Source organism: Streptomyces sp. MS19, from assembly GCF_047200595.1.
Lineage (GTDB): Bacteria > Actinomycetota > Actinomycetes > Streptomycetales > Streptomycetaceae > Streptomyces.
This window is the reverse complement of record NZ_JBJZOH010000017.1, coordinates 1-20934: the sequence shown is the minus strand read 5'-3', so window position 1 is coordinate 20934 and position 20934 is coordinate 1. Positions and strand designations below refer to the sequence as shown.

General features: G+C 74.6%; 22 protein-coding genes. 14 read left to right on the top strand and 8 right to left on the bottom strand.

Going from position 1 to position 20934, the window contains the following annotated elements; genetic code table 11:
- Positions 1–291: 291 nt before the first annotated feature.
- Both ACL02R_RS17730 and ACL02R_RS17725 read left to right on the top strand, forming a co-directional pair.
- Positions 292–1470 (top strand): aldose epimerase family protein, encoded by a 1179-nt coding sequence (locus ACL02R_RS17730; RefSeq protein WP_412797895.1) that lies wholly within the window; start codon positions 292–294, stop codon positions 1468–1470.
- A gap of 379 nt (positions 1471–1849) precedes the next feature.
- Positions 1850–2116 (top strand): hypothetical protein, encoded by a 267-nt coding sequence (locus tag ACL02R_RS17725; protein ID WP_412797894.1) that lies wholly within the window; start codon positions 1850–1852, stop codon positions 2114–2116.
- A 155-nt stretch (positions 2117–2271) separates the two neighbouring features.
- On the opposite strand, the gene ACL02R_RS17720 is transcribed toward ACL02R_RS17725, so the two are convergent.
- From ACL02R_RS17720 to ACL02R_RS17705, 4 genes are all read right to left on the bottom strand, one after another.
- On the bottom strand, positions 2272–3585 hold the full coding sequence (locus tag ACL02R_RS17720; RefSeq protein WP_412797893.1) for a hypothetical protein: 1314 nt from the start codon (positions 3583–3585) through the stop codon (positions 2272–2274).
- A gap of 300 nt (positions 3586–3885) precedes the next feature.
- The gene (locus ACL02R_RS17715; RefSeq protein WP_412797892.1) at positions 3886–4347 is read right to left on the bottom strand and encodes a MaoC family dehydratase; all 462 of its coding nucleotides are present in this window, start codon (positions 4345–4347) and stop codon (positions 3886–3888) included.
- A gap of 49 nt (positions 4348–4396) precedes the next feature.
- Positions 4397–4702 (bottom strand): DUF202 domain-containing protein, encoded by a 306-nt coding sequence (locus ACL02R_RS17710; protein WP_412797891.1) that lies wholly within the window; start codon positions 4700–4702, stop codon positions 4397–4399.
- Positions 4699–5088: a YidH family protein gene (locus ACL02R_RS17705; protein ID WP_412797890.1), complete on the bottom strand. Its 390-nt coding sequence runs from the start codon at positions 5086–5088 to the stop codon at positions 4699–4701. Before ACL02R_RS17705 ends, ACL02R_RS17710 begins: the two co-directional genes overlap by 4 nt.
- A gap of 411 nt (positions 5089–5499) precedes the next feature.
- Between ACL02R_RS17705 and ACL02R_RS17700 the strand changes: the two genes are divergently transcribed.
- The 5 genes from ACL02R_RS17700 (at position 5500) to solA (ending at position 10789) form a co-directional block, all read left to right on the top strand.
- Positions 5500–6285 (top strand): LamB/YcsF family protein, encoded by a 786-nt coding sequence (locus tag ACL02R_RS17700; RefSeq protein WP_412797889.1) that lies wholly within the window; start codon positions 5500–5502, stop codon positions 6283–6285.
- Positions 6282–6908, top strand: coding sequence for a 5-oxoprolinase subunit PxpB (gene pxpB, locus ACL02R_RS17695; RefSeq protein WP_412797888.1), 627 nt, complete (start codon positions 6282–6284; stop codon positions 6906–6908). Before ACL02R_RS17700 ends, pxpB begins: the two co-directional genes overlap by 4 nt.
- Complete coding sequence (locus ACL02R_RS17690) at positions 6905–7789, top strand: biotin-dependent carboxyltransferase family protein (RefSeq protein ID WP_412797887.1); 885 nt, start codon at positions 6905–6907, stop codon at positions 7787–7789. The genes pxpB and ACL02R_RS17690 overlap by 4 nt, the downstream gene beginning before the upstream one ends.
- 97 nt (positions 7790–7886) lie before the next feature.
- Complete coding sequence (locus tag ACL02R_RS17685) at positions 7887–9539, top strand: FAD-binding dehydrogenase (RefSeq protein ID WP_412797886.1); 1653 nt, start codon at positions 7887–7889, stop codon at positions 9537–9539.
- A gap of 137 nt (positions 9540–9676) precedes the next feature.
- Positions 9677–10789: an N-methyl-L-tryptophan oxidase gene (gene solA, locus ACL02R_RS17680; protein ID WP_412797963.1), complete on the top strand. Its 1113-nt coding sequence runs from the start codon at positions 9677–9679 to the stop codon at positions 10787–10789.
- A 53-nt stretch (positions 10790–10842) separates the two neighbouring features.
- On the opposite strand, the gene ACL02R_RS17675 is transcribed toward solA, so the two are convergent.
- Positions 10843–12546 (bottom strand): BCCT family transporter, encoded by a 1704-nt coding sequence (locus ACL02R_RS17675; RefSeq protein ID WP_412797962.1) that lies wholly within the window; start codon positions 12544–12546, stop codon positions 10843–10845.
- A 332-nt stretch (positions 12547–12878) separates the two neighbouring features.
- Here ACL02R_RS17675 and ACL02R_RS17670 point away from each other — a divergent pair, with 332 nt between their 5' ends.
- Complete coding sequence (locus ACL02R_RS17670) at positions 12879–13259, top strand: tautomerase family protein (protein WP_412797885.1); 381 nt, start codon at positions 12879–12881, stop codon at positions 13257–13259.
- Between the two features lie 28 nt (positions 13260–13287).
- On the opposite strand, the gene ACL02R_RS17665 is transcribed toward ACL02R_RS17670, so the two are convergent.
- Both ACL02R_RS17665 and ACL02R_RS17660 read right to left on the bottom strand, forming a co-directional pair.
- Positions 13288–14007: a hypothetical protein gene (locus ACL02R_RS17665; protein ID WP_412797884.1), complete on the bottom strand. Its 720-nt coding sequence runs from the start codon at positions 14005–14007 to the stop codon at positions 13288–13290.
- An 85-nt stretch (positions 14008–14092) separates the two neighbouring features.
- Positions 14093–14557 (bottom strand): MarR family winged helix-turn-helix transcriptional regulator, encoded by a 465-nt coding sequence (locus tag ACL02R_RS17660; protein WP_412797883.1) that lies wholly within the window; start codon positions 14555–14557, stop codon positions 14093–14095.
- A 53-nt stretch (positions 14558–14610) separates the two neighbouring features.
- Here ACL02R_RS17660 and ACL02R_RS17655 point away from each other — a divergent pair, with 53 nt between their 5' ends.
- The 6 genes from ACL02R_RS17655 (at position 14611) to urtE (ending at position 20554) form a co-directional block, all read left to right on the top strand.
- Positions 14611–15711 (top strand): substrate-binding domain-containing protein, encoded by a 1101-nt coding sequence (locus ACL02R_RS17655; protein WP_412797882.1) that lies wholly within the window; start codon positions 14611–14613, stop codon positions 15709–15711.
- Positions 15712–15861: 150 nt separating this feature from the next.
- Positions 15862–17118, top strand: coding sequence for an urea ABC transporter substrate-binding protein (gene urtA / locus ACL02R_RS17650; protein ID WP_412797881.1), 1257 nt, complete (start codon positions 15862–15864; stop codon positions 17116–17118).
- Position 17119: 1 nt separating this feature from the next.
- Complete coding sequence (gene urtB, locus ACL02R_RS17645) at positions 17120–18016, top strand: urea ABC transporter permease subunit UrtB (RefSeq protein ID WP_412797880.1); 897 nt, start codon at positions 17120–17122, stop codon at positions 18014–18016.
- Positions 18013–19077: an urea ABC transporter permease subunit UrtC gene (gene urtC, locus ACL02R_RS17640; RefSeq protein ID WP_412797879.1), complete on the top strand. Its 1065-nt coding sequence runs from the start codon at positions 18013–18015 to the stop codon at positions 19075–19077. Before urtB ends, urtC begins: the two co-directional genes overlap by 4 nt.
- The gene (gene urtD / locus ACL02R_RS17635; RefSeq protein WP_412797878.1) at positions 19074–19865 is read left to right on the top strand and encodes an urea ABC transporter ATP-binding protein UrtD; all 792 of its coding nucleotides are present in this window, start codon (positions 19074–19076) and stop codon (positions 19863–19865) included. Before urtC ends, urtD begins: the two co-directional genes overlap by 4 nt.
- The gene (gene urtE, locus ACL02R_RS17630; protein WP_412797877.1) at positions 19865–20554 is read left to right on the top strand and encodes an urea ABC transporter ATP-binding subunit UrtE; all 690 of its coding nucleotides are present in this window, start codon (positions 19865–19867) and stop codon (positions 20552–20554) included. Before urtD ends, urtE begins: the two co-directional genes overlap by 1 nt.
- 98 nt (positions 20555–20652) lie before the next feature.
- On the opposite strand, the gene ACL02R_RS17625 is transcribed toward urtE, so the two are convergent.
- Positions 20653–20934: hypothetical protein (locus ACL02R_RS17625; RefSeq protein WP_412797876.1), on the bottom strand; the 282-nt coding region annotated here is incomplete at its 5' end.

Genomic DNA, 20934 nt, shown 5'->3' with positions numbered 1-20934 from the left:
CCGGCCACTTGGATAAATGTGGGAACGGCGGGGAGCGCGCGGCTCCGGGGCGCCGCCCTGTCCACCATGCGCGCTGCGTCAAGATCACGTGCGCGTCTCGCCCCGGCCGCGCCACTCCCTGAAGTCCGTCCGCTGACCTGCGACTTCACCAGCAGCCTCGGGATTCACCCCGCATAACTCTTGACGCGGTGTCAGCGGCCCGCCTAACTTCTCGCCTCGCAGAGTCGAACCGAAAGCGAAAAAAGCGAACGCTGCACTCCGAGATCCCCGCGCGACGAGGAGTAACCGGTCATGACACCCAGCAGACGCACGATCCTCACCTCGGCCGTGGCCGCGGGCGTGGCCGCCACGTCCGGCGTGGCCGGCGCCGCCGACACCACCGCCGCCGCCCCCGCGTCACACGGCGGCACGGGCCGCGGACCGCGCCAGGAGGTCTTCGGGCACCTCCCCGACGGCCGCGACGTCCACCGCTGGACGCTCTCCCGCGGCGGCACCCTCCTGAAGGTCCTCAGCTACGGCGGCATCGTGCAGACCCTGGAGGTGCGCGACCGCCGCGGCGAGAGGGCGAACGTGTCCCTCGGCTTCGCGAGCCTGGAGCCGTACCTCACGCTCTCGCCCTACTTCGGCGCCCTCATCGGCCGCTACGGCAACCGCATCGCCGCCGGACGCTTCACCCTCGACGGGCGCACCTACAGCCTGCCCGTCAACAACGGCCCGAACAGCCTGCACGGCGGCAACCAGGGCTTCGACAAGCACGTGTGGCACGTCGAGCCCACCGGGCCCGCCTCCCTCGCCCTCACCCGCACCAGCCCCGACGGCGAGGAGGGCTACCCGGGGGCCCTGGACGTCCGCGTCGACTACTCGCTCACCGACGACGGCGCCCTGCGCATCGACTACCGCGCCACCACCGACGCCCCGACCGTCGTCAACCTCACCAACCACACGTACTGGAACCTCGCGGGTGAGGGCTCGGGAACCGCCCTCGACCACCACGTCCAGCTCGCCGCCTCACGCTTCACCCCCGTCGACCCGACACTGATCCCCACCGGCGACCTGGCGCCCGTCGCGGGCACGCCCTTCGACTTCCGCCGCGCCAAGCCGGTGGGCCGCGACATCCGCAGGTCGCACGAGCAGCTCCGCTTCGGCCAGGGCTTCGACCACAACTTCGTCCTGGACAAGGGCGGCACCCGGCGCCCGGAGCAGTTCGCCACCGTGTACGACCCCTCCTCGGGCCGGACGATGACCGTCAGCACGACGGAGCCGGGCGTGCAGTTCTACACCGGCAACTTCCTCGACGGCTCGTTCGCGGGCACCTCGGGCTCGTTCTACCGGCAGAGCGACGCCCTGTGCCTGGAGACCCAGCACTTCCCCGACTCGCCCAACCAGCCCGCCTTCCCCAGCACGGTGCTGCGGCCGGGGCGGACCTACCGCTCGTCCACCGTCTACGCGTTCGGCGTCCGCCGGGCGTGACAGGGGGCGCGTTCCCCGCCGTCCGCGCCGGTCGGACGGGTCGGCCGACGTGATTCTCGTCATGATCGGCACGCCGTCCCGCCCCCCGCCGCCCCCGTCCCGCGTGGTCGCGGTGGGGGGCGGCGCGGGTCCGGCGATTCCTCCGTGTGGGTGGATGGCGGCGCCGCGTGGCGGTGGCGGCCCCGGGCCCGGGGACAAGCCAGGCGCATGGGGCTTTTCGCGGTGACGCGAGGTGATCCGGGGTGCGGACGCGTCCGGCGGTGTTCGTCAACCCCGTTGCTGGGCAAGGTGAATCGTGGGACCGGGATACCCACGCGCTCGTGTGGGGCGTTAGGGTTACCCTGCCCGGACCGGGTGTCGTTGTACGGGTGGGAGAGTCATGGAGCAGATAACAGCGCGCAGCAGGCCGCCCCGCGTGCCTGCCATCAACTGCGGGAGCAGCGCGAACAGCGCGCGGCTCGACCGTCATCTGAGCGTGCTCTCCGGACCTGCCGTGCCGCAGCGCGACGCCGAAGAGGCCACCTCGCTCATGCTGGAACTCACCCGGCGTGACAAGCGCACCGCGCACACCAGCCGCGGCGCACGGGTGCTGCTGTTCGCGCCGTTGCGCAAGCTGCGGCGCACGCTGTTCGGCGGACGCGGCTGACCGACCGGCGGGCGCGGCCGACCCCAGGGGAGGCGGCGCCCGCGCGGCGGATCTGACGCACTCCCCGCCACCCGTACCGTCCCGTTCCCCTCCGGCCACCGCGCGACGACACCCGGGTCGACGCGGTGGCCGTCTCCATGTCCGCCGCCGCCCGCTCAGCGGTTCCCGGCGGGCACCGTGCGCGCGAGCAGTTCCGCCGCGCGCTTCCGGTTGCGGTAGGGCCGCAGCGCCTGCCGTATGTCGCGCAGCGCGCGCTCCGCGTCGCCGGAGCGCAACCGTTCCTGCGTGACGAGGAACCCCTCCCACGCCGCGCACGCCTCGTCCAGATGCCCGGTGCGCAGCAGCAGTTGCCCGAACCTCGCCTGGCTCAGCGCCCGGCCGCGCAGGTCGGACGGCGCCCGCTCGCCCGAGGCGCGGCGCAACGCGGCGAGCGCGCCCGGCAGTTCCCCGATGGCCTCCAGCATCGCCGACGTCTGGAAGTGCAGCGCCGCCACCGGGTAGCTGTCGAACGGCGACGCGCCGCTGTGCGACCGCTCCGCCGCCCGCTCGGCGCGCCCCATGACGGCGAGTGCCCCGCGCCGGTCCCCGTTCTGGCCCAGGACCACCGCCAGTTGCGCCTGGACGTACGCCTGGTGCGCGTACGGCGCCGTACGCGCCCCCTCGTGCGCCGCCTCCGCCAGTTGCAGCGCCGCCGGGAGGTGTCCGAGCCGCTGTGCCTGGGCGCTCATGGCGCGCAGCACGACGCTCCACGCCGTCCGGTCGCCCGACTCGGCGGCGAGGCGCTGGGCGTACGTGTAGTACCGCTGGGCGACTCCGTGCAGCAGCCCGTCCTCGTACATGCGGGCCAGCAGGAACGCCAGCCGCGAGGCGAGGACGAGGAGTTCGGCCCGGTGGCGCCCCGGCGGGGCGGCGGCGAGCAGCGGGGCCACGTCGTCGGCGAGGTACGCGGACAGGGCGCTGCGCGCGTGCCGTCCGCCGTGCGTGTCGATGGACGCGGCGAAGAACGCGACGGCGTCGTGCAGCGCCGTCGTCTCGTCGGTGCGCGAGCCGAGCGGCCTGCCCGGCTCCGGCGCCTCGGGCGGCGCGGGCACCGTCGCGTCCGCCACGCGGTACGGGCGCTGGTGCAGCGGCGCGCGCCGCCCGGCGTCCGCGTCGGCGCGCGCCAGCGCGGTGAAGCCGCTCACGGCGTCCGTGGGGACGCTCTCGCGCACCGCGCCGGGGAATCCGGCCGCCTCCGGCGTGACGGAGCGCCCGAGGCGGCGTGAGAGCGCCTCGGCGGCGAGCTGGGGGACGGGGTGCCGCGGCTGGGTGCCGGACAGCCAGTGGGCGACGGCGGTGCGGTCGTAGCGCAGCACCGCCCCTATCTCGCCGCCGAGGGTGTTCACCGCGCGGGCCAGGGCTTCCTGGGTCCAGCCGGCCTCGATGAGCAGCGTCCGCAACTGAAGGTTGGGACCGCGCCGGTTCGTCATGTGTCCTGTCGTCTCATGCGGACGGCCCGGCCGACAGGGCGCACGGAGGCGTTCGCGTGCGCGCCTCTGCCCCGACATCACACCATCGGGTTGCTTTTTCGGTATTTCGTCATGTCAAGTGGCGTGGAGTAGCCGGTTGGTTGACGGTGAGTACATGAATGATCCGTACGCGTACGCAGCAGTTGTGTTCCCTCCGCACGCCCCGGCGCAGACGGCGCACGCGCCGTCCCGCACGCGCTCCCCGCAGCTCGCCGCGCCCCCGACACCCGCCCCGGCGCCGCCGCGTGGCCCGGGGGGTGGTCAGAGGTAGTAGCGGGTCACGGTCTCGGCGGCGCAGACGGGACGTTCGCCGCCCTCGCGTTCCACCGTCACCGCGAGGACGAGCTGCACGCCGCCCGGCACATCGGCGGCGTCCGCGATCCGCCCCGTCGCCCTCACCCGGGAACCGGTGGGCAGCGGCGCGGGGAAACGCACCCTGTTCACCCCGTAGTTGACCGCCATGCGCGTCCCCTCGACCCGCAGCAGGCCGGGGACCAGGGCGGGCAGCAGGGCGAGGGTCAGGTAGCCGTGCGCGATCGTCGTGCCGAACGGCCCGGCCGCCGCGCGCGCCGGATCGACATGCAGCCACTGGTGGTCGCCGGTGGCCGCCGCGAACAGGTCGACGCGCTCCTGGTCCACGCCGAGCCAGTCGCCGGCGCCGAGCGGTTCGCCGACGGCGGCGCGCAGCTCGGCCGGTGACGCGAAGACACGGGGCTCGGCCATCCCGCCACCGTACCGCCGGACCCCGCGCGCCGACCCCAGGGGGAACGGCTCAGCCGTCCGCCACCAGCACGGCGGCGCACACCGCCGTCCCGGTGACCGCGCAGGCGGCGCCCACGACGGCGGCCACCGGCGCCGGGGGCGGCCCCGTCCCCGACAGGGCGAGCAGCCGGCGGTGGGCCAGAGCGAGGAAGGCGACCCACAGCGCCGCCGCAACGGCCACGGCGACCCAGCCCCGGCCCGTCCGCGCGCCCTCGCGGGCGGCCAGCACCAGGACCACCGCGAACGCCAGGGTCGTACGCCGCCACGCGAGCCGCGTGCGCTCGCGCTGCGCCCCTGGCGGCGCGCCGCCCGTCATCCGCTCACCAGCACGGCGACGACGACCGCCAGCGCCGCCAGGGCCGTCGTCACCGCGAGGAGCGCGGGGAACCGCCCGGCGGGCAGGTCCTCGCCGCGGCGCATGGCGCGTTCCGTGCGGACCCAGTGGTTGACGGCGCGGATCGCGCACAGCCCGCCGCCCGCGAGCAGCACGACGGCGACGACGGCGCGGAACGGGCCCGGCAGCCCGGTGAGGAACTGGTCCACGGCGATGCCGCCCGCCAGCAGGGCGAGCCCGGTGCGCAGCCATGCCAGGAAGGTCCGCTCGTTGGCCAAACTGAACCGATAATCGGGCTGGCTGCCCTCGGCTCGCACGAGTTGCGGCGAGAACCACAGCCGCACCGCGTCCCTGGCCCGTCTGATCATGTGACGACCCTAATCAGGCCCCGTCCGTCCCTCCACCGCGGGGACGCCGCGACACACGCGCCGCCCCGCGTCCACCCCCGGGACCGCAAGCCTCCGGGAAGCCTGGGACTACGGACCAGGAACTCTCGGTGCGTGATGATCACAGAAACGGCGCATGGTCGTCACCCCATCCCGCGCTGGGTCAGTCGTCTGATCATGACAACGACGCGTGCCCGCAGGGGCACCCTGACCGCCGCCGTCGCGGGCCCGGCAGACTGCCGCCACGACCGGCCGCCTGCCCGACGACGTGCGCGGCCGGTTCTTCCCGCCCCGCGGGCCGCGCTGCGCACCATCGGAATCCGACGCGACGCCCGCCGCGCGGCCCGCCATGATGGGACCCGGCGTACCCCGGCACGGCGAACGGCGAGGCACATGACGACCCCACCGACCCCACCGACCCCACCGACCATCGACCTGAACGCGGACCTCGGCGAGGGCTTCGGCCGCTGGCGGCTGACCGACGACGACGCGCTGCTCACGGTCGTCACCAGCGCCAACGTCGCCTGCGGCTTCCACGCGGGCGACCCGGCCACCATGCGCCGCGTCTGCGACCTGGCCGCCGCCCGGGGCGTCGCCATCGGCGCCCAGGTCAGCTACCGCGACCTCGCGGGCTTCGGCCGCCGCACCATGGACGTCCCGCACGCCGAACTGGCCGCCGAGGTCGCCTACCAGATCGGCGCGCTCGACCTCTTCGCCCGCGCGGCGGGCTCCGCCGTCTCGTACGTGAAGCCCCATGGCGCGCTCTACAACCGCGTCGTCCACGACCCGGCCCAGGCAGCCGCCGTCATCGAGGGCGTCACCCTGGCCGGCCGCCCCCTGCCCGTGCTCTGCCTGCCCGGCTCGCGCCTGCACGAGGCCGCGCGTGCCGCGGGACTCCCCACCGTGGACGAGGCGTTCGCCGACCGCGCCTACACCGCACGCGGCACCCTCGTGCCGCGCAGCGAGCCGGGCGCCGTCGTCACCGACCCGGAGGCGGTCGTCCAGCGATCCGTCGGAATCGCCCGCGACCACGAGGCCACCTCCCACGACGGGGAACGCGTCACCATCCGCGCCCGCTCCCTGTGCCTGCACGGCGACACCGACAGCGCGCAGGACCTCGCCCGCCGCGTACGCGACGCCCTCACCACCGCCGGGATCACCCTGGAGCGCTTCGCATGAACGTCCTGCCCTACGGCGACCGCGCCCTCCTCGTCGAACTCCCCACCGGCGAACGCACCCGCGCCCTCCACGCCGAACTGCTCCGCCGCCGCGCCGCCGGGACCCTGCCGCCCGTCGCCGAGATCGTCCCCGCAGCGCGCACCGTCCTGCTCGACGGCCTCACCGACCCCGCCGCACTGGCCCGCGCGCTCCCCACCTGGGGCATCCCGCCCGCCACCCCCGGCGGGAGCGGTACCGTCGAAATCCCCGTCCGCTACACGGGGCCCGACCTCGCCGACGTGGCCGCGCTGTGGGACGTCACCCCCGCGGAGGCCGCCCGTCTCCACGCCGCCACCGAATTCACCGTCGCCTTCTGCGGCTTCGCCCCCGGCTTCGGCTACCTCACGGGCCTGCCCGACGACCGCGCCGTTCCGCGCCGCGCCACGCCCCGCACCTCCGTGCCCGCCGGCTCCGTCGGCCTGGCCGGGCCCTACACCGGCGTCTACCCCAGCGCCTCGCCCGGCGGCTGGCAGCTCATCGGCACGACCGACGCGGTCCTGTGGGACCCCGCCCGCGAGCCCGTCGCGCTGCTGACACCCGGCACCCGCGTACGCTTCACCGCCGTCCCCGGAGCGCCCGCATGAACGGCCGCACGAACGACCGCGCCTGCACCGTCGTACGCCCCGGCGCCCTCACCACCGTCCAGGACCTCGGCCGCCCCGGGCAGGCCCACCTCGGCGTCCCCCGCTCCGGCGCGCTCGACCCGCCCGCCCACCTTCTCGCCAACCGCCTCGTCGGCAACCCGCCCGACGCCGCCACCCTGGAGACCACCCTCACCGGCTGCGGCCTGCGCGCCCACGCCCCGCTGACCGCCGCCCTCACCGGCGCGCCCTGCCCCGTCACCGTCGACGGCCGCCCCGCCCCCTGGGGCCTGGCCTTCACCGTGCCCGCCGGGGCCGTCCTGGACATCGGCCCCGCCACCAGCGGCGTACGCACCTACGCGGCACTCTCCGGCGGTATCGCCTGCCCGCCCGTCCTCGGCAGCCGTTCGGCCGACCTGCTGTCCGGCCTCGGCCCCGCGCCCCTGCGCACCGGCGACGTCCTCCCGCTCGGCGCCCCGGCCCCGCGCCCGGCGCCCACCGATGCCGTGCCCCAGCCCGCACCGCCCGCCCCCCTCGTCCTGCCGCTGCTGCTCGGTCCCCGCGACGACTGGCTCACCCCCGACGCCGTCACCACCCTCGCCACCGCCCCCTACCGCGTGTCCGCCGACAGCAACCGTGTCGGACTGCGCACGGAAGGCCCCGCCCTCACCCGCGCCCGCCACGGCGAACTCCCCAGCGAACCGATGGTTCTCGGCGCCGTCCAGGTCCCGCCCGACGGACGCCCCGTCGTCTTCCTCGCCGACCACCCCACCACCGGCGGCTACCCCGTCGCCGGCGTCGTCCCGGAACGCGCCCTCGCCGCCGCCGCGCAGGCCGCCCCCGGCACCCCCCTGCGCTTCCTGCCCCGCCCCCGCAACGGTTGACGCCACACCCGCCCCACCCGCAGGATCGGTCCGGCACCGACAGGGGCGCCGACAGCGGCACCACCACCGGCAGCGCGGCACGGGAGGACGGGACGGCATGGCGTACGACGCCGACGTGATCGTGATCGGAGCCGGTCTGGCCGGCCTCGCCGCCACCGCGGAACTCGCCGACGCGGGCCGCCGCGTCATCCTCCTCGACCAGGAGCCCGAGGCGTCCCTCGGCGGCCAGGCCCACTGGTCGTTCGGCGGCCTCTTCCTCGTCGGCTCCCCCGAGCAGCGGCGCCTCGGCGTCCGCGACAGCCACGCGCTGGCCTGGCAGGACTGGCTCGGCACCGCCGGGTTCGACCGGCCCGAGGACCACTGGCCGCGCCGCTGGGCGGAGAGCTATGTCGACTTCGCGGCCGGGGAGAAGCGCTCCTGGCTGCGCGGGCACGGCATACGGTTCTTCCCCGTCGTCGGCTGGGCCGAGCGCGGCGGCGACGCGACCGGCCCCGGCAACTCCGTGCCCCGCTTCCACATCACCTGGGGCACGGGCCCCGGCGTCCTCGCCCCGTTCGAACGCCGCGTGCGCCGCGCCGCCGAACGCGGCCTCGTCCAGCTCCGCTTCCGCCACCGCGTCACGGGCCTCGCCGCCACCGCCGGGACGGTGGACACCGTCACCGGCGACGTCCTCGCCCCCAGCGCCGCCCGCCGCGGCACCGCCAGCAACCGGCATGTCGCGGGCGCGTTCAGCCTGCGCGCCCAGGCCGTCGTGATCACCTCGGGCGGCATCGGCGGCGACCAGGACCTCGTCCGCGCCCACTGGCCGCGGCGCCTCGGCACCCCGCCCGCGCGCCTGCTGTCCGGCGTGCCCGCCCACGTGGACGGCCGCATGATCGGCATCGCCGAGGAGGCGGGCGCCCACGCCGTCAACCGCGACCGCATGTGGCACTACACCGAGGGCGTCACCAACTGGGACCCCGTCTGGTCCCGGCACGGCATCCGCATCCTCCCCGGCCCCTCGTCGCTGTGGCTCGACGCCACCGGCGAACGGCTCCCCGCCCCCTACTTCCCCGGCTTCGACACCCTCGGGACGCTCGCCCACATCACCCGCACCGGGCACGACCACACGTGGTTCGTCCTCACCCGCCGCATCATCGAGAAGGAGTTCGCGCTCTCCGGCTCCGAGCAGAACCCCGACCTGACCGGCAAGAGCGTCTGCGACGTCCTCGGCCGCGCCCGCGCCGGGACGCCCGCGCCCGTCCAGGCGTTCATGGACCACGGCCAGGACTTCGTGGTCGAACGCGACCTGTCCGCCCTGGTGCGCGGCATGAACGCCCTCACCGCCGAGCCCCTGATCGACGAGGCCGCGCTGCGCCGCCGCGTCGAGGACCACGACCGGGAGATCCGCAACCCGTTCTCCAAGGACCTCCAGCTCGCCGCCGTCCGCGCCGCCCGCCGCTACCTGGGCGACCGCCTCGTCCGCGTCGCACCGCCGCACCGCATGCTCGACCCGGACGCGGGGCCGCTCATCGCCGTCCGCCTCGGCGTTCTCACCCGCAAGACGCTCGGCGGCCTGGAGACCGACCTGTCCGCCCGCGTCCTCACCCCGGACGGCGAACCGCTGCCCGGCGTGTACGCGGCGGGCGAGGCCGCGGGCTTCGGCGGCGGCGGCATGCACGGCTACCGCTCGCTTGAGGGCACGTTCCTCGGCGGCTGCCTGTTCTCCGGCCGGACCGCGGGCCGCGCCGCCGCCCGCGCCGTCGGCTGACCCGGGGCCCGCGCGACCGGGGCCGTGCGAGACAGTGGAACGGTCCCCGCCGGCCCCGCACCCCCAGGAGGAACCCCGTGCCGACCGTGGCGACCGCGCCGACCGGGTACGACGTCATCGTGCTGGGCGTCGGCGGCATGGGCAGCGCCGCCGCCGACCACCTCGCGGCGCGGGGCGCCCGCGTCCTCGGCCTGGAGAGGTTCGGCCCGGCCCACGCCCAGGGATCGAGCCACGGTGCCTCGCGCATCACGCGGCAGTCGTACTTCGAGGGCGCCGCGTACGTCCCCCTGCTGCTGCGCGCCCACGAGCTGTACGAGCGCCTCGGACGCGCCACCGGCCGCGACGTCGCCACCCTCTGCGGCGGCCTGATGATCGGCCGCCCCGACAGCCGCACCGTCGCGGGCAGCCGCCACGCCGCCGAGACCTGGGACCTGCCGCACGAGATCCTCGACGCCCCGGAGCTACGCCGCCGCTTCCCCACCTTCGCGCCGCACGATGACGACATCGCCCTCTTCGAGCCACGCGCCGGGCTGCTGCGCCCCGAGGAGACCGTCGCCGCCCAGATCGAGCTGGCCACCAGGGCGGGCGCCGACCTGCGGTTCCACGAGCCCGCCACCTCGTGGGAGGCGCTGCCGGGCGGCCGCGGCGTCCGCGTGAGCACCGCGCGCGGCACGTACACGGCCGGGCACCTCGTACTGTGCCCCGGCGCCTGGGCGCCGCGCGAACTCCCGGACCTGGGTGTGGCGTTCACCGTCGAACGGCAGGTCATGCACTGGTTCTCGCCCACCGGCGGCACGGCTCCGTACGCGCCGGAGCGCCACCCGGTCTGGATCTGGGAGGACCCGGAGGGCGCCCAGATCTACGGCTTCCCCGCCGTCGAGGGGCCCGAGGGCGGCGTCAAGGCCGCGTTCTTCCGCAAGGGCGAGGAGTGCGCCCCCGAGACCATCGACCGCACGGTGCGCCCCGAGGAGATCGCGGACATCGCCGCCTACGCGGCCGACCGCCTGCCGACCCTCCCGGGCCGCCACCTGCGCGCCGCCACCTGCATGTACACCACGACGCCCGACGAGCACTTCGTCATCGCGCCGCACCCGGCGCACCCGGCGGTCACCGTCGCGTGCGGCTTCTCGGGGCACGGCTTCAAGTTCGTGCCGGTCGTGGGCGAGATCCTCGCCGACCTGGCGCTCACCGGCACCACCGCCCATCCGATCGGCCTGTTCAGGCCCGACCGGTTCGGCGGCGCCGCCTGAGTCCGCCGCCCCCCGGCCCGGGAACCGGGGCCGGGGGGAGCGGCGGAACGGCCTCAGCTGCCCGCGGGCTGCGCCGGCCGCGGCTCGGCGGTCGCGGTCTGCTCGCCGCCGGGTCCCGGCCCGATGCGGATCTCGAAGTCGCCGTCGTACTTCTCGTTGCCCGCGATGACGGCCATCTCGACGGCCGCCTCACCGCGCTCGCCGCGCACGATCAGCGGGTCGTGCCGCAGGTCGCGCATCAGCGCGAAGCACAGTCCCACCATGACGAGGGCGAACGGTACGGCCGCGAGGATCGTCAGATTCTGCAATCCGTCGAGGGCCGAGGAGCCGCCACCGCCGACCAGCAGCATCACCGCCGCGACGGCACCGGTCAGGACGCCCCAGAACACGACGACCACCCGGCCGGGCTCCAGTGTGCCGCGCTGCGACAGGGTGCCCATCACGATCGACGCCGCGTCCGCGCCCGAGACGAAGAAGATGCCGACCAGGATCATCACCAGGACCGACGTCAGCCCGGCCACGGGGTACTCGCGCAGCACCGCGAAGAGCTGTCCCTCGGTGGTGGACTGGCTGGTGAGGTCCGCGCCGTTCTCCTCCAGGCGCATCGCCGTCCCGCCGAAGATCACGAACCAGACCAGGCTGACCGCGCTCGGGACCAGGATCACACCGCCGACGAACTGCCGGATCGTCCTGCCCCGGCTGATGCGCGCGATGAACAGCCCCACGAACGGCGTCCACGAGATCCACCACGCCCAGTAGAAGACCGTCCAGCCCGACAGCCACCCGGCGACCTCCTCGCCACCGCTGGCCTCGGTGCGCGCGGCCATCCCCGGCAGGCTGTCGATGAAGGAGCCGAGCGAGGTCGGCAGCAGGTCGAGCATCAGCACGGTCGGGCCGACGACGAACACGAACACGGCCAGCAGCGCCGCCAGCACCATGTTGATGTTGGACAGCCACTGGATGCCCTTCGCGACGCCCGACACGGCCGACGCGATGAACGCCGTCGTCAGCGCGGCGATCAGCACGACGAGCAGTCCGGTGCCGACGTTGTCCAGCCAGCCGACCTCCTCGATGCCGCTGCCGATCTGGAGGGCGCCGAGGCCGAGCGAGGCGGCCGAGCCGAAGAGGGTCGCGAAGATCGCCAGGATGTCGATGACCCTGCCGACCGCGCCGTTCGCGTGCCGCTCGCCGATCAGCGGTGTGAAGACCGCGCTGATCGTCTGCCGCCGCTTGCGCCGGTAGGTGCTGTACGCGATGGCCATGCCGACGACCGCGTAGATCGCCCAGGGGTGCAGGGTCCAGTGGAACAGCGTGGTGGCCAGGGCGGTGGACATCCGCTCGCCCGGGTCGTCCGGCGAGGTGCCGGGCGGCGGGGAGACGAAGTGGCTCAGCGGCTCGTTCACGCCGTAGAACATCAGGCCGATGCCCATGCCGGCGCTGAACATCATCGCGACCCAGGACACGGTCCTGAACTCGGGCTTCTCGCCCTCGGTGCCGAGGGTGATCCGGCCGTAGCGGCTGATGGCCAGCCAGAGCGCGAAGACCACGAACGACGACGCGGCGAGCACGAAGGCCCAGCCCGCGTTGTGGATGACGCTGTTCAGCGCCGAGGAGGACGCGTCGGCCAGGGAATCCGTGCCGATCGAGCCCCACAGGACGAACGCCAGCGTGATCGCAGCCGTCACACCGAAGACCACGGGGTCGGTCCGCGAGTTCGTGAACGACGGGCGCCACGACGTGGTCGCCGGTCCCCGGATCTGCTTGTCGCCTGGCACGCCGGTGCCTTTCTCTCAGTCTGCGCAGCGGGTAGCTGTACAGGGAAACGAACTAATGGGCCGCGGCTACCCCGGATCACTCAGATCATTCGACTTCGTCCTCCGCCTCTTCCGGCCCTCCTTCACCTGGCGACATCGCACAGCGTAGTCATCAATTCGCCCAACGCCACCACGGCCCGCGTCGTTCCCGTCCCGCGCCACGGGATCGGGCGCGCGGTTCGGCCGATCGGAGGGGCCGCCCGCGTGGACACCGGGCGGTGCCCGAGTTATGTTTGTAGGCAAATGCTTTGTTGTCAAAGGTAATGGAGTCGGCCGTGCCGCATCTGACCGTCCACGTCCCGGAGAACAGGCTCGCGGGCAACGAGTCCGCGCTCGTCGCCGCCCTGACCGACGCCGTCGCCGACGTCTACGGCGCCTGGGCCCGCCACCTCGTCGGCATCGTCCTGACCGGGGTCCCCAGCGGCCGCTTCGCCCAGGGCGGCGAGGCGGTGGACACCCAGGTCTCGGTGGTCCTCGGCATCCGCGCCACCGCCTTCGACCGCCCCGGGGCCGCCGAGATCTCCGCGCGCCTCGCCGCCGCGCTCACCGACGCGGTCACCGGCGTCCTCGGCGAGGAGTTCCGCCCCGGCACCATGGTCGAACTCGTGGCGTCCCCACAGGAACGCACCTTCGTCGGCGGCGCCCCCGCCGAGTGAACGCGGGCCCGCCGGCCGGCTCCGCGGGTCAGCCCCCCGCGACCCGCTCGGGCACGCCCTCGGGCAGCCCCGCGCCGTCCAGGCAGCCGAGCCGGCCGGCGAGCGCGCGGGAGAAGGACACGGCGAGGGTGATCTGCGCGTCACGCGTGGCGGGCGAGTCCCCGCCGGTCCAGAGGTTCGCCTCCACGTGTCCGGGGTCCCCGGGGCCCGCGCCCGCGCCCGCGCACGGGAAGACGACGATCGCCGACGCGTCGGTGGCGTACGCGTAGTCCCCGGCCGCGTAGCGGACCTCCCGCGGCCCCGGCGTCCCGGGCACGTCCACCGCCTCGCGCAGGCCGAAGGCGACGCGCGCGGACGGCTCCCCGGCGCCCGCGGCCCCGACGACGCAGAAGTCCTCGTAGTACGCCTCGGAGGCCGGCAGCCCGTCCGCAAACGCGGCGAGGTCGGCCGGCGCCGCGTCCCCCGCCTCCTGGCCCCCCAGCTCTTCGAACTCCGACGCGCCCGTCAGCCCCTCAAGCGCCGCGCCCGCCTCCGGCGAGAGCGCGCCGTCGCACACCTCGGCCGCCGCCACGGGATCGCCGATCGCACCGGCCGGGGCCTCCTCCTGGGTCTGCCCCGCCCTGGCCGCCTCCCGCGTGGCCTCCGGCGAGTCCTCCCGGCCGCCGTCCGCCGAGCAGCCGGCCGCCGCGAGCAGCGCGGCCAGCAGGGGGAGGGCGGTCCGCACGGGTCGGGCGATGACGCTCGGCATGACGCCTCCTCGGTCGCGCGCACGGGCGTGCCTGACGGAGCAGCCTAGCGAGCGCCGTGCGGCACCGGAAGGAGCCGACGCGCCGTCAACGGGCATGCTGTGCGCGCCCGTCCGCCGCCGACGCGTCCTCAAGGCGCGCCACCAGCCGCCGCAGCAGCACGGTCAGCAGCTCGTCGTCCCCGCCGCCCGGCAGCCCCGCCCAGCTCTCCGCGACCCGCCGCTCCAGCGTCCGCCACAACTCCATGCCGCGCGGCGTCACATACGCCAGGATGCGCCGCCGGTCCACCGGGTCCACCCGCCGGTGCACCAGCCCGTCGTCCACCAGCTGGTCCATCAGCCGGGTCAGCGTCGGCGGCGGCAGCAGCACGCACCCGGCGACCGCCGTCATGCCGTGCCCCTCGCCGTCGGCGAGCAGGTCGAGGACGCGCCACGCGTCGGCCGAGCAGCCCGCGCCCTCCAGGACGGCGCGCAGCCTGCGGTCCGACAGCCGCCCGGCCCTGGCGAGCAGAGCGGCCAGCTCCCCGGGTCGTTCCTCGCTCGGCACGGCCATCTCACTCCTCGGGCGACGGGCCAACCATCGTACAAACCCGGGATGATGGGCCGATGGCCGACGGAGAGTGGCTCGCCGCCGACGCCGACACCTTCGGCGTCGCGCTGGTCGTGCCGCGCCAGGGCCCCGCCGGGATCTTCGGCCCCGCCTGCGAGCTGTGCGCCCGGCTCGCCGCCGACGAGGTGAACGCCGCGGGCGGTCTCCTCGGCCGCGAACTGCGCCTGGTCACCGTGGACGGCGGCGCCCCGCCGCGGCAGGTGGCCGCCGAGGTCGCCGCCCTCGTGGACGCCGGGATCGTGCGCGCCGTCACCGGCTGGCACATCTCCCCGGTGCGCCGCGCGCTCGCCCCGCGCCTCGCCGGCCGCGTGCCGTACGTGTATACGGCGCTGTACGAGGGCGGCGAGACGACCCCCGGCGTCTACCTCACCAGCGAGACCCCCGAAGGACAACTCCGGCCCGCCATGCGGCTGCTCGCCGCCGAGCACCGCGTACGCCGCTGGTACGTCGTCGGCAACGACTACGTGTGGCCGCGCCGGACCGCGCGCGCCGCCCACGTGTACGCCCGCGAGAGCGGCGGCCGGATCTGCGGCGCCACCTACCTCCCGCTCGGCACCGACGACTTCACCGCCGCCCTGCGCCGCGTCGAGCGCCACGACGCCGACGCCGTGCTGATGCTCCTCGTCGGCAGCGACGCCGTCCGCTTCAACCGCGCCTGGGCCGCCGCCGGGCTCGACCGCCGCGCCCTGCGGCTGAGCACGCTCATGGACGAGAACATGCTGCTCGCCAGCGGCCCCGACGCCACCCGCGGACTCACCGCCACGGCCGGGTTCTTCGGCTCGCTCGCCACCGCCGACACGCTCGACTTCCACGGCCGCTACGCCGCGCGCTTCGGCCACGGCGCGCCCGCGCCCAGCACGCTGGGGGAGTCCTGCTACGAGGGCGTGCTGCTGCTGGCGGCCCTCGTCGCCGCGGCCGGTTCCTGGCGCGTCCCGGCGATCGAACGGGCGGCCGAGCGCGTGAGTTACGAGGGCGCCCGCGGCCTGCTGCGGCTGAGCGGCCGCCATGTCAGGCAGCGGATCTACCTCGCCGAGGCGGACGGCCTCGACTTCCGGGTGACGGCCGACCTCGACGCCTGGAGCACGCGCCAGGCCTGACGGCCGGTTCCTTCCGACCGGAAGTGTTAACTGTCGAGAAATCCCGGAGAAATCAAGCCTGTTGAGGCTGTGGCATGTTCAGGCCGGGCGGCGCGGCCCGGTGTCACCTTCCCCTTACCCCGCCACTCGGGCGGGACATGGAGGACGGACATGCCCAGATTCCGTGGACGGCGCTTCCGCCTGTTCGCCGCCGCCGTGTCGGCGCTCACCGCCATGACACTCACCGCCTGCGGCGCCCGCACCGGCGAGGAGACCGCGGGCAGCGCCGCCGCCGAGGTGGACACCTCGGGCGACACGATCAAGGTCGGCCTGCTCAACTCCCTCTCCGGCACCATGGCGATCAGCGAGGTCACCGTACGGGACGCGCTGCTCCTGGCGATCGACGAGATCAACGCGGCCGGGGGCGTCCTCGGCCGGCAGATCGAGCCGATCAGCGAGGACGGCGCCTCCGACTGGCCCACCTTCGCCGAGAAGTCGGAGAAGCTGATCCTCCAGGACGGCGTGGCCGCCGTCTTCGGCTGCTGGACCTCGGCGAGCCGCAAGGCCGTGCTGCCCGTCTTCGAGCAGAACGGCTCGCTCCTCTTCTACCCCGTGCAGTACGAGGGCCTGGAGCAGTCGCCCAACATCTTCTACACCGGCGCGACCACCAACCAGCAGATCATCCCGGCGCTCGACTACCTGCGCGAGGAGGAGGGCGTCGAGTCCCTCTACCTCGTCGGCAGCGACTACGTCTTCCCGCGCACCGCCAACCGCATCATCACCGCCTACGCCGAGGAGCACGGCATCGAGATCGCCGGCGAGGACTACGCGCCGCTGGGCTCGACCGAGTTCGCCACCATCGCCAACAAGGTGGAGGACTCCGGCGCCGACGCGGTGTTCAACACCCTCAACGGCGACAGCAACGTCTCGTTCTTCCGGGAGTACGCCGCGGCCGGGCTCACCGCCGAGGAGATGCCCGTCCTGTCCGTCTCCATCGCCGAGGAGGAGGTGGCGAGCATCGGCGCCGAGTACCTGGCGGGCCAGCTCACGGCCTGGAACTACTACCAGACCACCGAGAGCACCGCCAACGAGGGCTTCGTCGCCGCCTACCAGGAACGCTACGGCGAGGACCGCCCCACCTCCGACCCCATGGAGGCCGCCTACACCTCCGTCCACCTCTGGGCGCGGATGGTCGAGGAGGCCGGGTCGTTCGACGTGGAGGACGTCCGCGCCGCCGCCGACGGCATCACGTTCGACGCCCCCGAGGGCACCGTCACCGTGGACGGCGAGACGCAGCACCTCTACAAGACCAGCCGCATCGGCCGCATCGGCGCCGACGGAAGCATCACCGAGGTCTGGTCGTCGGACGAGCCGATACGCCCCGACCCCTACCTGGAGGGCTACCCGTGGGCCGAGGGCCTGTCCTGACATGACGGTCTACCTCAGCCAGTCGTTCACCGGCGTCAGCATCGGCGCCGTCCTGCTGCTCATCGCGCTCGGACTCTCCCTGACCTTCGGGCAGATGGGCGTCATCAACATGGCGCACGGCGAGTTCATCATGGCGGGCGCCTACACCGTGTACGTGCTGCAAGGGCCCGTCGAGGACGCCGGGCTCTCGCTCCTCCTCGCGCTCCCGGTGGCCTTCCTGGTCGCCGGGGCGATGGGCGCCCTGCTGGAGTGGCTGCTGATCCGGCGGCTGTACGCGCGTCCGCTGGACACGCTGCTGGTCACCTGGGGCGTCTCCCTGATGCTCCAGCAGCTGGCCCGCGACATCTTCGGCGCGCCGAACGTGCACACCGAGTCGCCCGGCTGGCTGTCCGGGCGGCTGACCCTGATCGGCGGCGACGACCCGCTCACCCTGGCGTACAGCAGGCTGTTCATCCTGGGCCTGGCCGTCGCCGCCGTCGCGGCCCTCACACTGACGCTGCGGTGCACGCCGCTCGGCCGCCGCATCCGGGCCGTCGTGCAGCACCGCGACCTGGCGGAGGCGTCCGGCATCGCGACGGGCCGCGTGGACCGGCTCACGTTCTTCGCCGGCTCGGGCCTCGCCGGTCTCGCCGGGGTCGCCCTGACCCTGGTGGGACCGATCGGGCCCACGATGGGCACGAACGTGATCATCGACGCGTTCCTCGTGATCGTCGTCGGCGGCATCGGGCGGCTGCGCGGCGCGGTGATCGCCGCGTTCGCCCTCGGCGTCCTCCAGGCGGTGATGGAGTACTCGACGACCGTCAGCGTCGCCCGCGTCACCGTCCTGATCGCCATCGTGGCCTTCCTCCAGTGGCGCCCCCAAGGCATCCACACCCTGCGGACCCGGAGCCTGGCATGACCACCCGTACGCTCGACCGCTGGCGCGCGCCCGCGGGCTACGCGCTCCTCGCCGTGCTGCTGTTCGCCGTCGCCCCGGCGCTGCTGGGCGACTTCAGGCTCGGGCAGCTGGCCCGCTACCTGTGCTTCGCCATCGTCGCCGTCGGCATCTCGCTCGCCTGGGGGCGCGGCGGCATGCTGACCCTCGGCCAGGGCCTCTTCTTCGGCCTGGGCGGCTACGCGATGGCGATGCACCTCAAGCTCGCCGACGCGGGCGCCGGGCAGCTCCCCGACTTCATGCTGCTGTACGGCGACGCGAACGCACTCCCGTGGTGGTGGGAGCCGTTCCGCTCACCGGCGGTCGCCCTGGCCGCCGTGCTGCTGCTGCCCATGGGGATCGCGGCGGCCATCGGCTACGCGGTCTTCCGCCGCCGCGTGCGCGGCGCGTACTTCGCCATCCTCAGCCAGGCGCTCGCCGCCGCGTTCGCGATCCTCCTCGTCGGCCAGCAGGCCACCACGGGCGGCACCAACGGCCTGACCAACTTCCAGGGCTTCTTCGGCTTCTCGCTCCTCGACCCGGTCAACCGGCGGACCGTCTACTTCCTCATCGCGGGCGTCCTGCTCGCCCTGATGGTCCTGACACGGCAGCTGTTCCTCAGCCGCTACGGCGAACTCCTCGTCGCCGTCCGGGACTCGGAGGAACGCGTCCGCTTCCTCGGCTACGACCCGGCGCTCGTCAAACTGGCGGCCTACGTCCTGTCGGCGGGCATGGCGGGCATCGCGGGCGCCCTGTTCGTCCCGGCCGTGGGGATCATCTCCCCGGCCCTGATCGGGATCGCGCCGTCCATCCAGTTCGTGATCGGCGCGGCCATCGGCGGCCGCGCCAGCGTGGCCGGCGCGGCCGCGGGCGCCGTCGCGGTCGCCTGGGCGCAGACCTCGCTGTCCGAGGAGTTCCCGGCGGCGTGGACGTACTTCCAGGCCGGTCTCTTCATCGCCGTCGTGGCGTTCCTGCCCGGCGGACTCGTCTCGCTGCGGCGGCTGCTCGCCCGCCGCGGCCCGCGCCCGGCGGAGGTGCCCGCATGACGACCCCCGACGAACCGCTGAAGGGCCTGCGGATCACCGACCTGCGCGTCACGTTCGACGGCTTCACCGCCGTGGACGGCGTGAGCCTCACCGTCGGGCCGGGCGACCTGCGCTTCCTGATCGGGCCCAACGGCGCGGGCAAGACGACGCTGGTGGACGCCGTGACGGGCCTGGTGCCCGCGGCCGGCTCCGCCGAGTTCGGCGGCACGGAGCTGCTCGGCAGACCCGTGCACCGCATCGTCCGCCTCGGCATCGGCCGCACGTTCCAGACCGCCACCGTCTTCGAGAACCTCACCGTCCTCCAGAACCTCGACATCGCCGCGGGCGCGGGGCGTTCCCCCGCCGCGCTGCTGCGCCGCCGCCGGGGCGTCCCCGAGGCCGTCGCCCGCGCGCTGGAGACCATCGGCCTCGCCGACCGGCGCGGCGACCTCGCCGGGACGCTCGCGCACGGCCGCCGCCAGTGGCTGGAGATCGGCATGCTCCTCGTCCAGGACGTGCAACTGCTGCTCCTCGACGAGCCGGTCGCCGGCATGAGCCACGAGGAACGGGACGCGACCGGCGGCCTGCTGCGGCGTATCGCGGCGGACCGCACCGTCGTCGTCATCGAGCACGACATGGACTTCATGCGCGCCTTCGCCAGCAGCGTCACCGTCCTGCACGCGGGGCGTGTGCTCAGCGAGGGCTCGGTGGCCGAGGTCAGGGCCGACCCGCGCGTCCAGGAGGTCTACCTGGGCCACAGCCCCGATGAGCACAGCCCCGCGGGAGAGCAGAAGGAAGGAGTCGCCTGATGCTGGAGGTCACCGGGCTGACGGCCGGGTACGGGCGCACCACCGTCCTGCACGGCGTGTCCCTGTCCGTGCCGGCCGACGGTGTGGCGGCCGTCCTCGGGCACAACGGCGCGGGCAAGTCCACGCTGCTGCGCGCCGTCGTCGGACTGCTGCGGCCCCGGTCGGGCGCCGTGCTGTTCGAGGGCGAGGACATCACGCGGCTGTCCGCCCACCGGCGGGTGCGGCGCGGCCTCGCGTACGTACCGCAGGGGCAGCAGAGCTTCCCGCAGCTCACCGCGCTGGAGAACCTGCGGCTCGTCGCCGACGCGCGGCGCGACGGGCGCGCGGCGCTGGACGAGGCGCTGGACCGCTTCCCCGCGCTGCGGGCCGTCACCGGCCGCCGCGCCGGGCTGCTCTCCGGCGGCCAGCGGCAGCAGCTCGCCCTCGCCCGCGCCCTGCTGACCCGGCCGCGCCTGCTGCTGCTCGACGAGCCGACCGAGGGCATCCAGCCGTCCGTCGTCGCGGAGATCCAGGAGACGGTGCTCGGCCTCGGCGCGTCGGGTCTTTCCGTGCTGCTGGTCGAGCAGCACATCGCCTTCGCGCTGCGCGCCGCCGAGCGGTACCACGTGCTGGAGGCGGGCCGCGTCACGTCGTCCGGCGCCAGGGGCGCGGGCGCGGAACGCGCGGTGCGGGAGGCGCTGAGCGTCTGAACCGGACCGCGCCCGGCCCGCGCCCCGGGGAGGGCGCGGGCCGGGCGGCCGTGGGGCCCGTGGTCCGCCGGGGACCACGGGCCCGCGGTGGTGGCGGGTCAGACCGCGCCGCGCCGTGACGACGGCGCGACCACGGGCGCTGCCGCCGCGTCCTGGCGGGAGTCCTGCCGCGGGGAGTCCTGCTGGGAGGCACCGCCGGTGTTGCCGCCGGTGATGACGAACTGCGAGCCGGGCTGGACGACGATGTGGCCGTCGGCCGAGTCCGTGATCGTGACATTGGTGAGCGTCGCGCTGCCGCGCGCCCCCGCCATCGCGAGGATGCCCGCGCCGTTGTTCGAGCCGTCGATGCGGACATTGGTGATCCGCGCGTCCGGGACGCT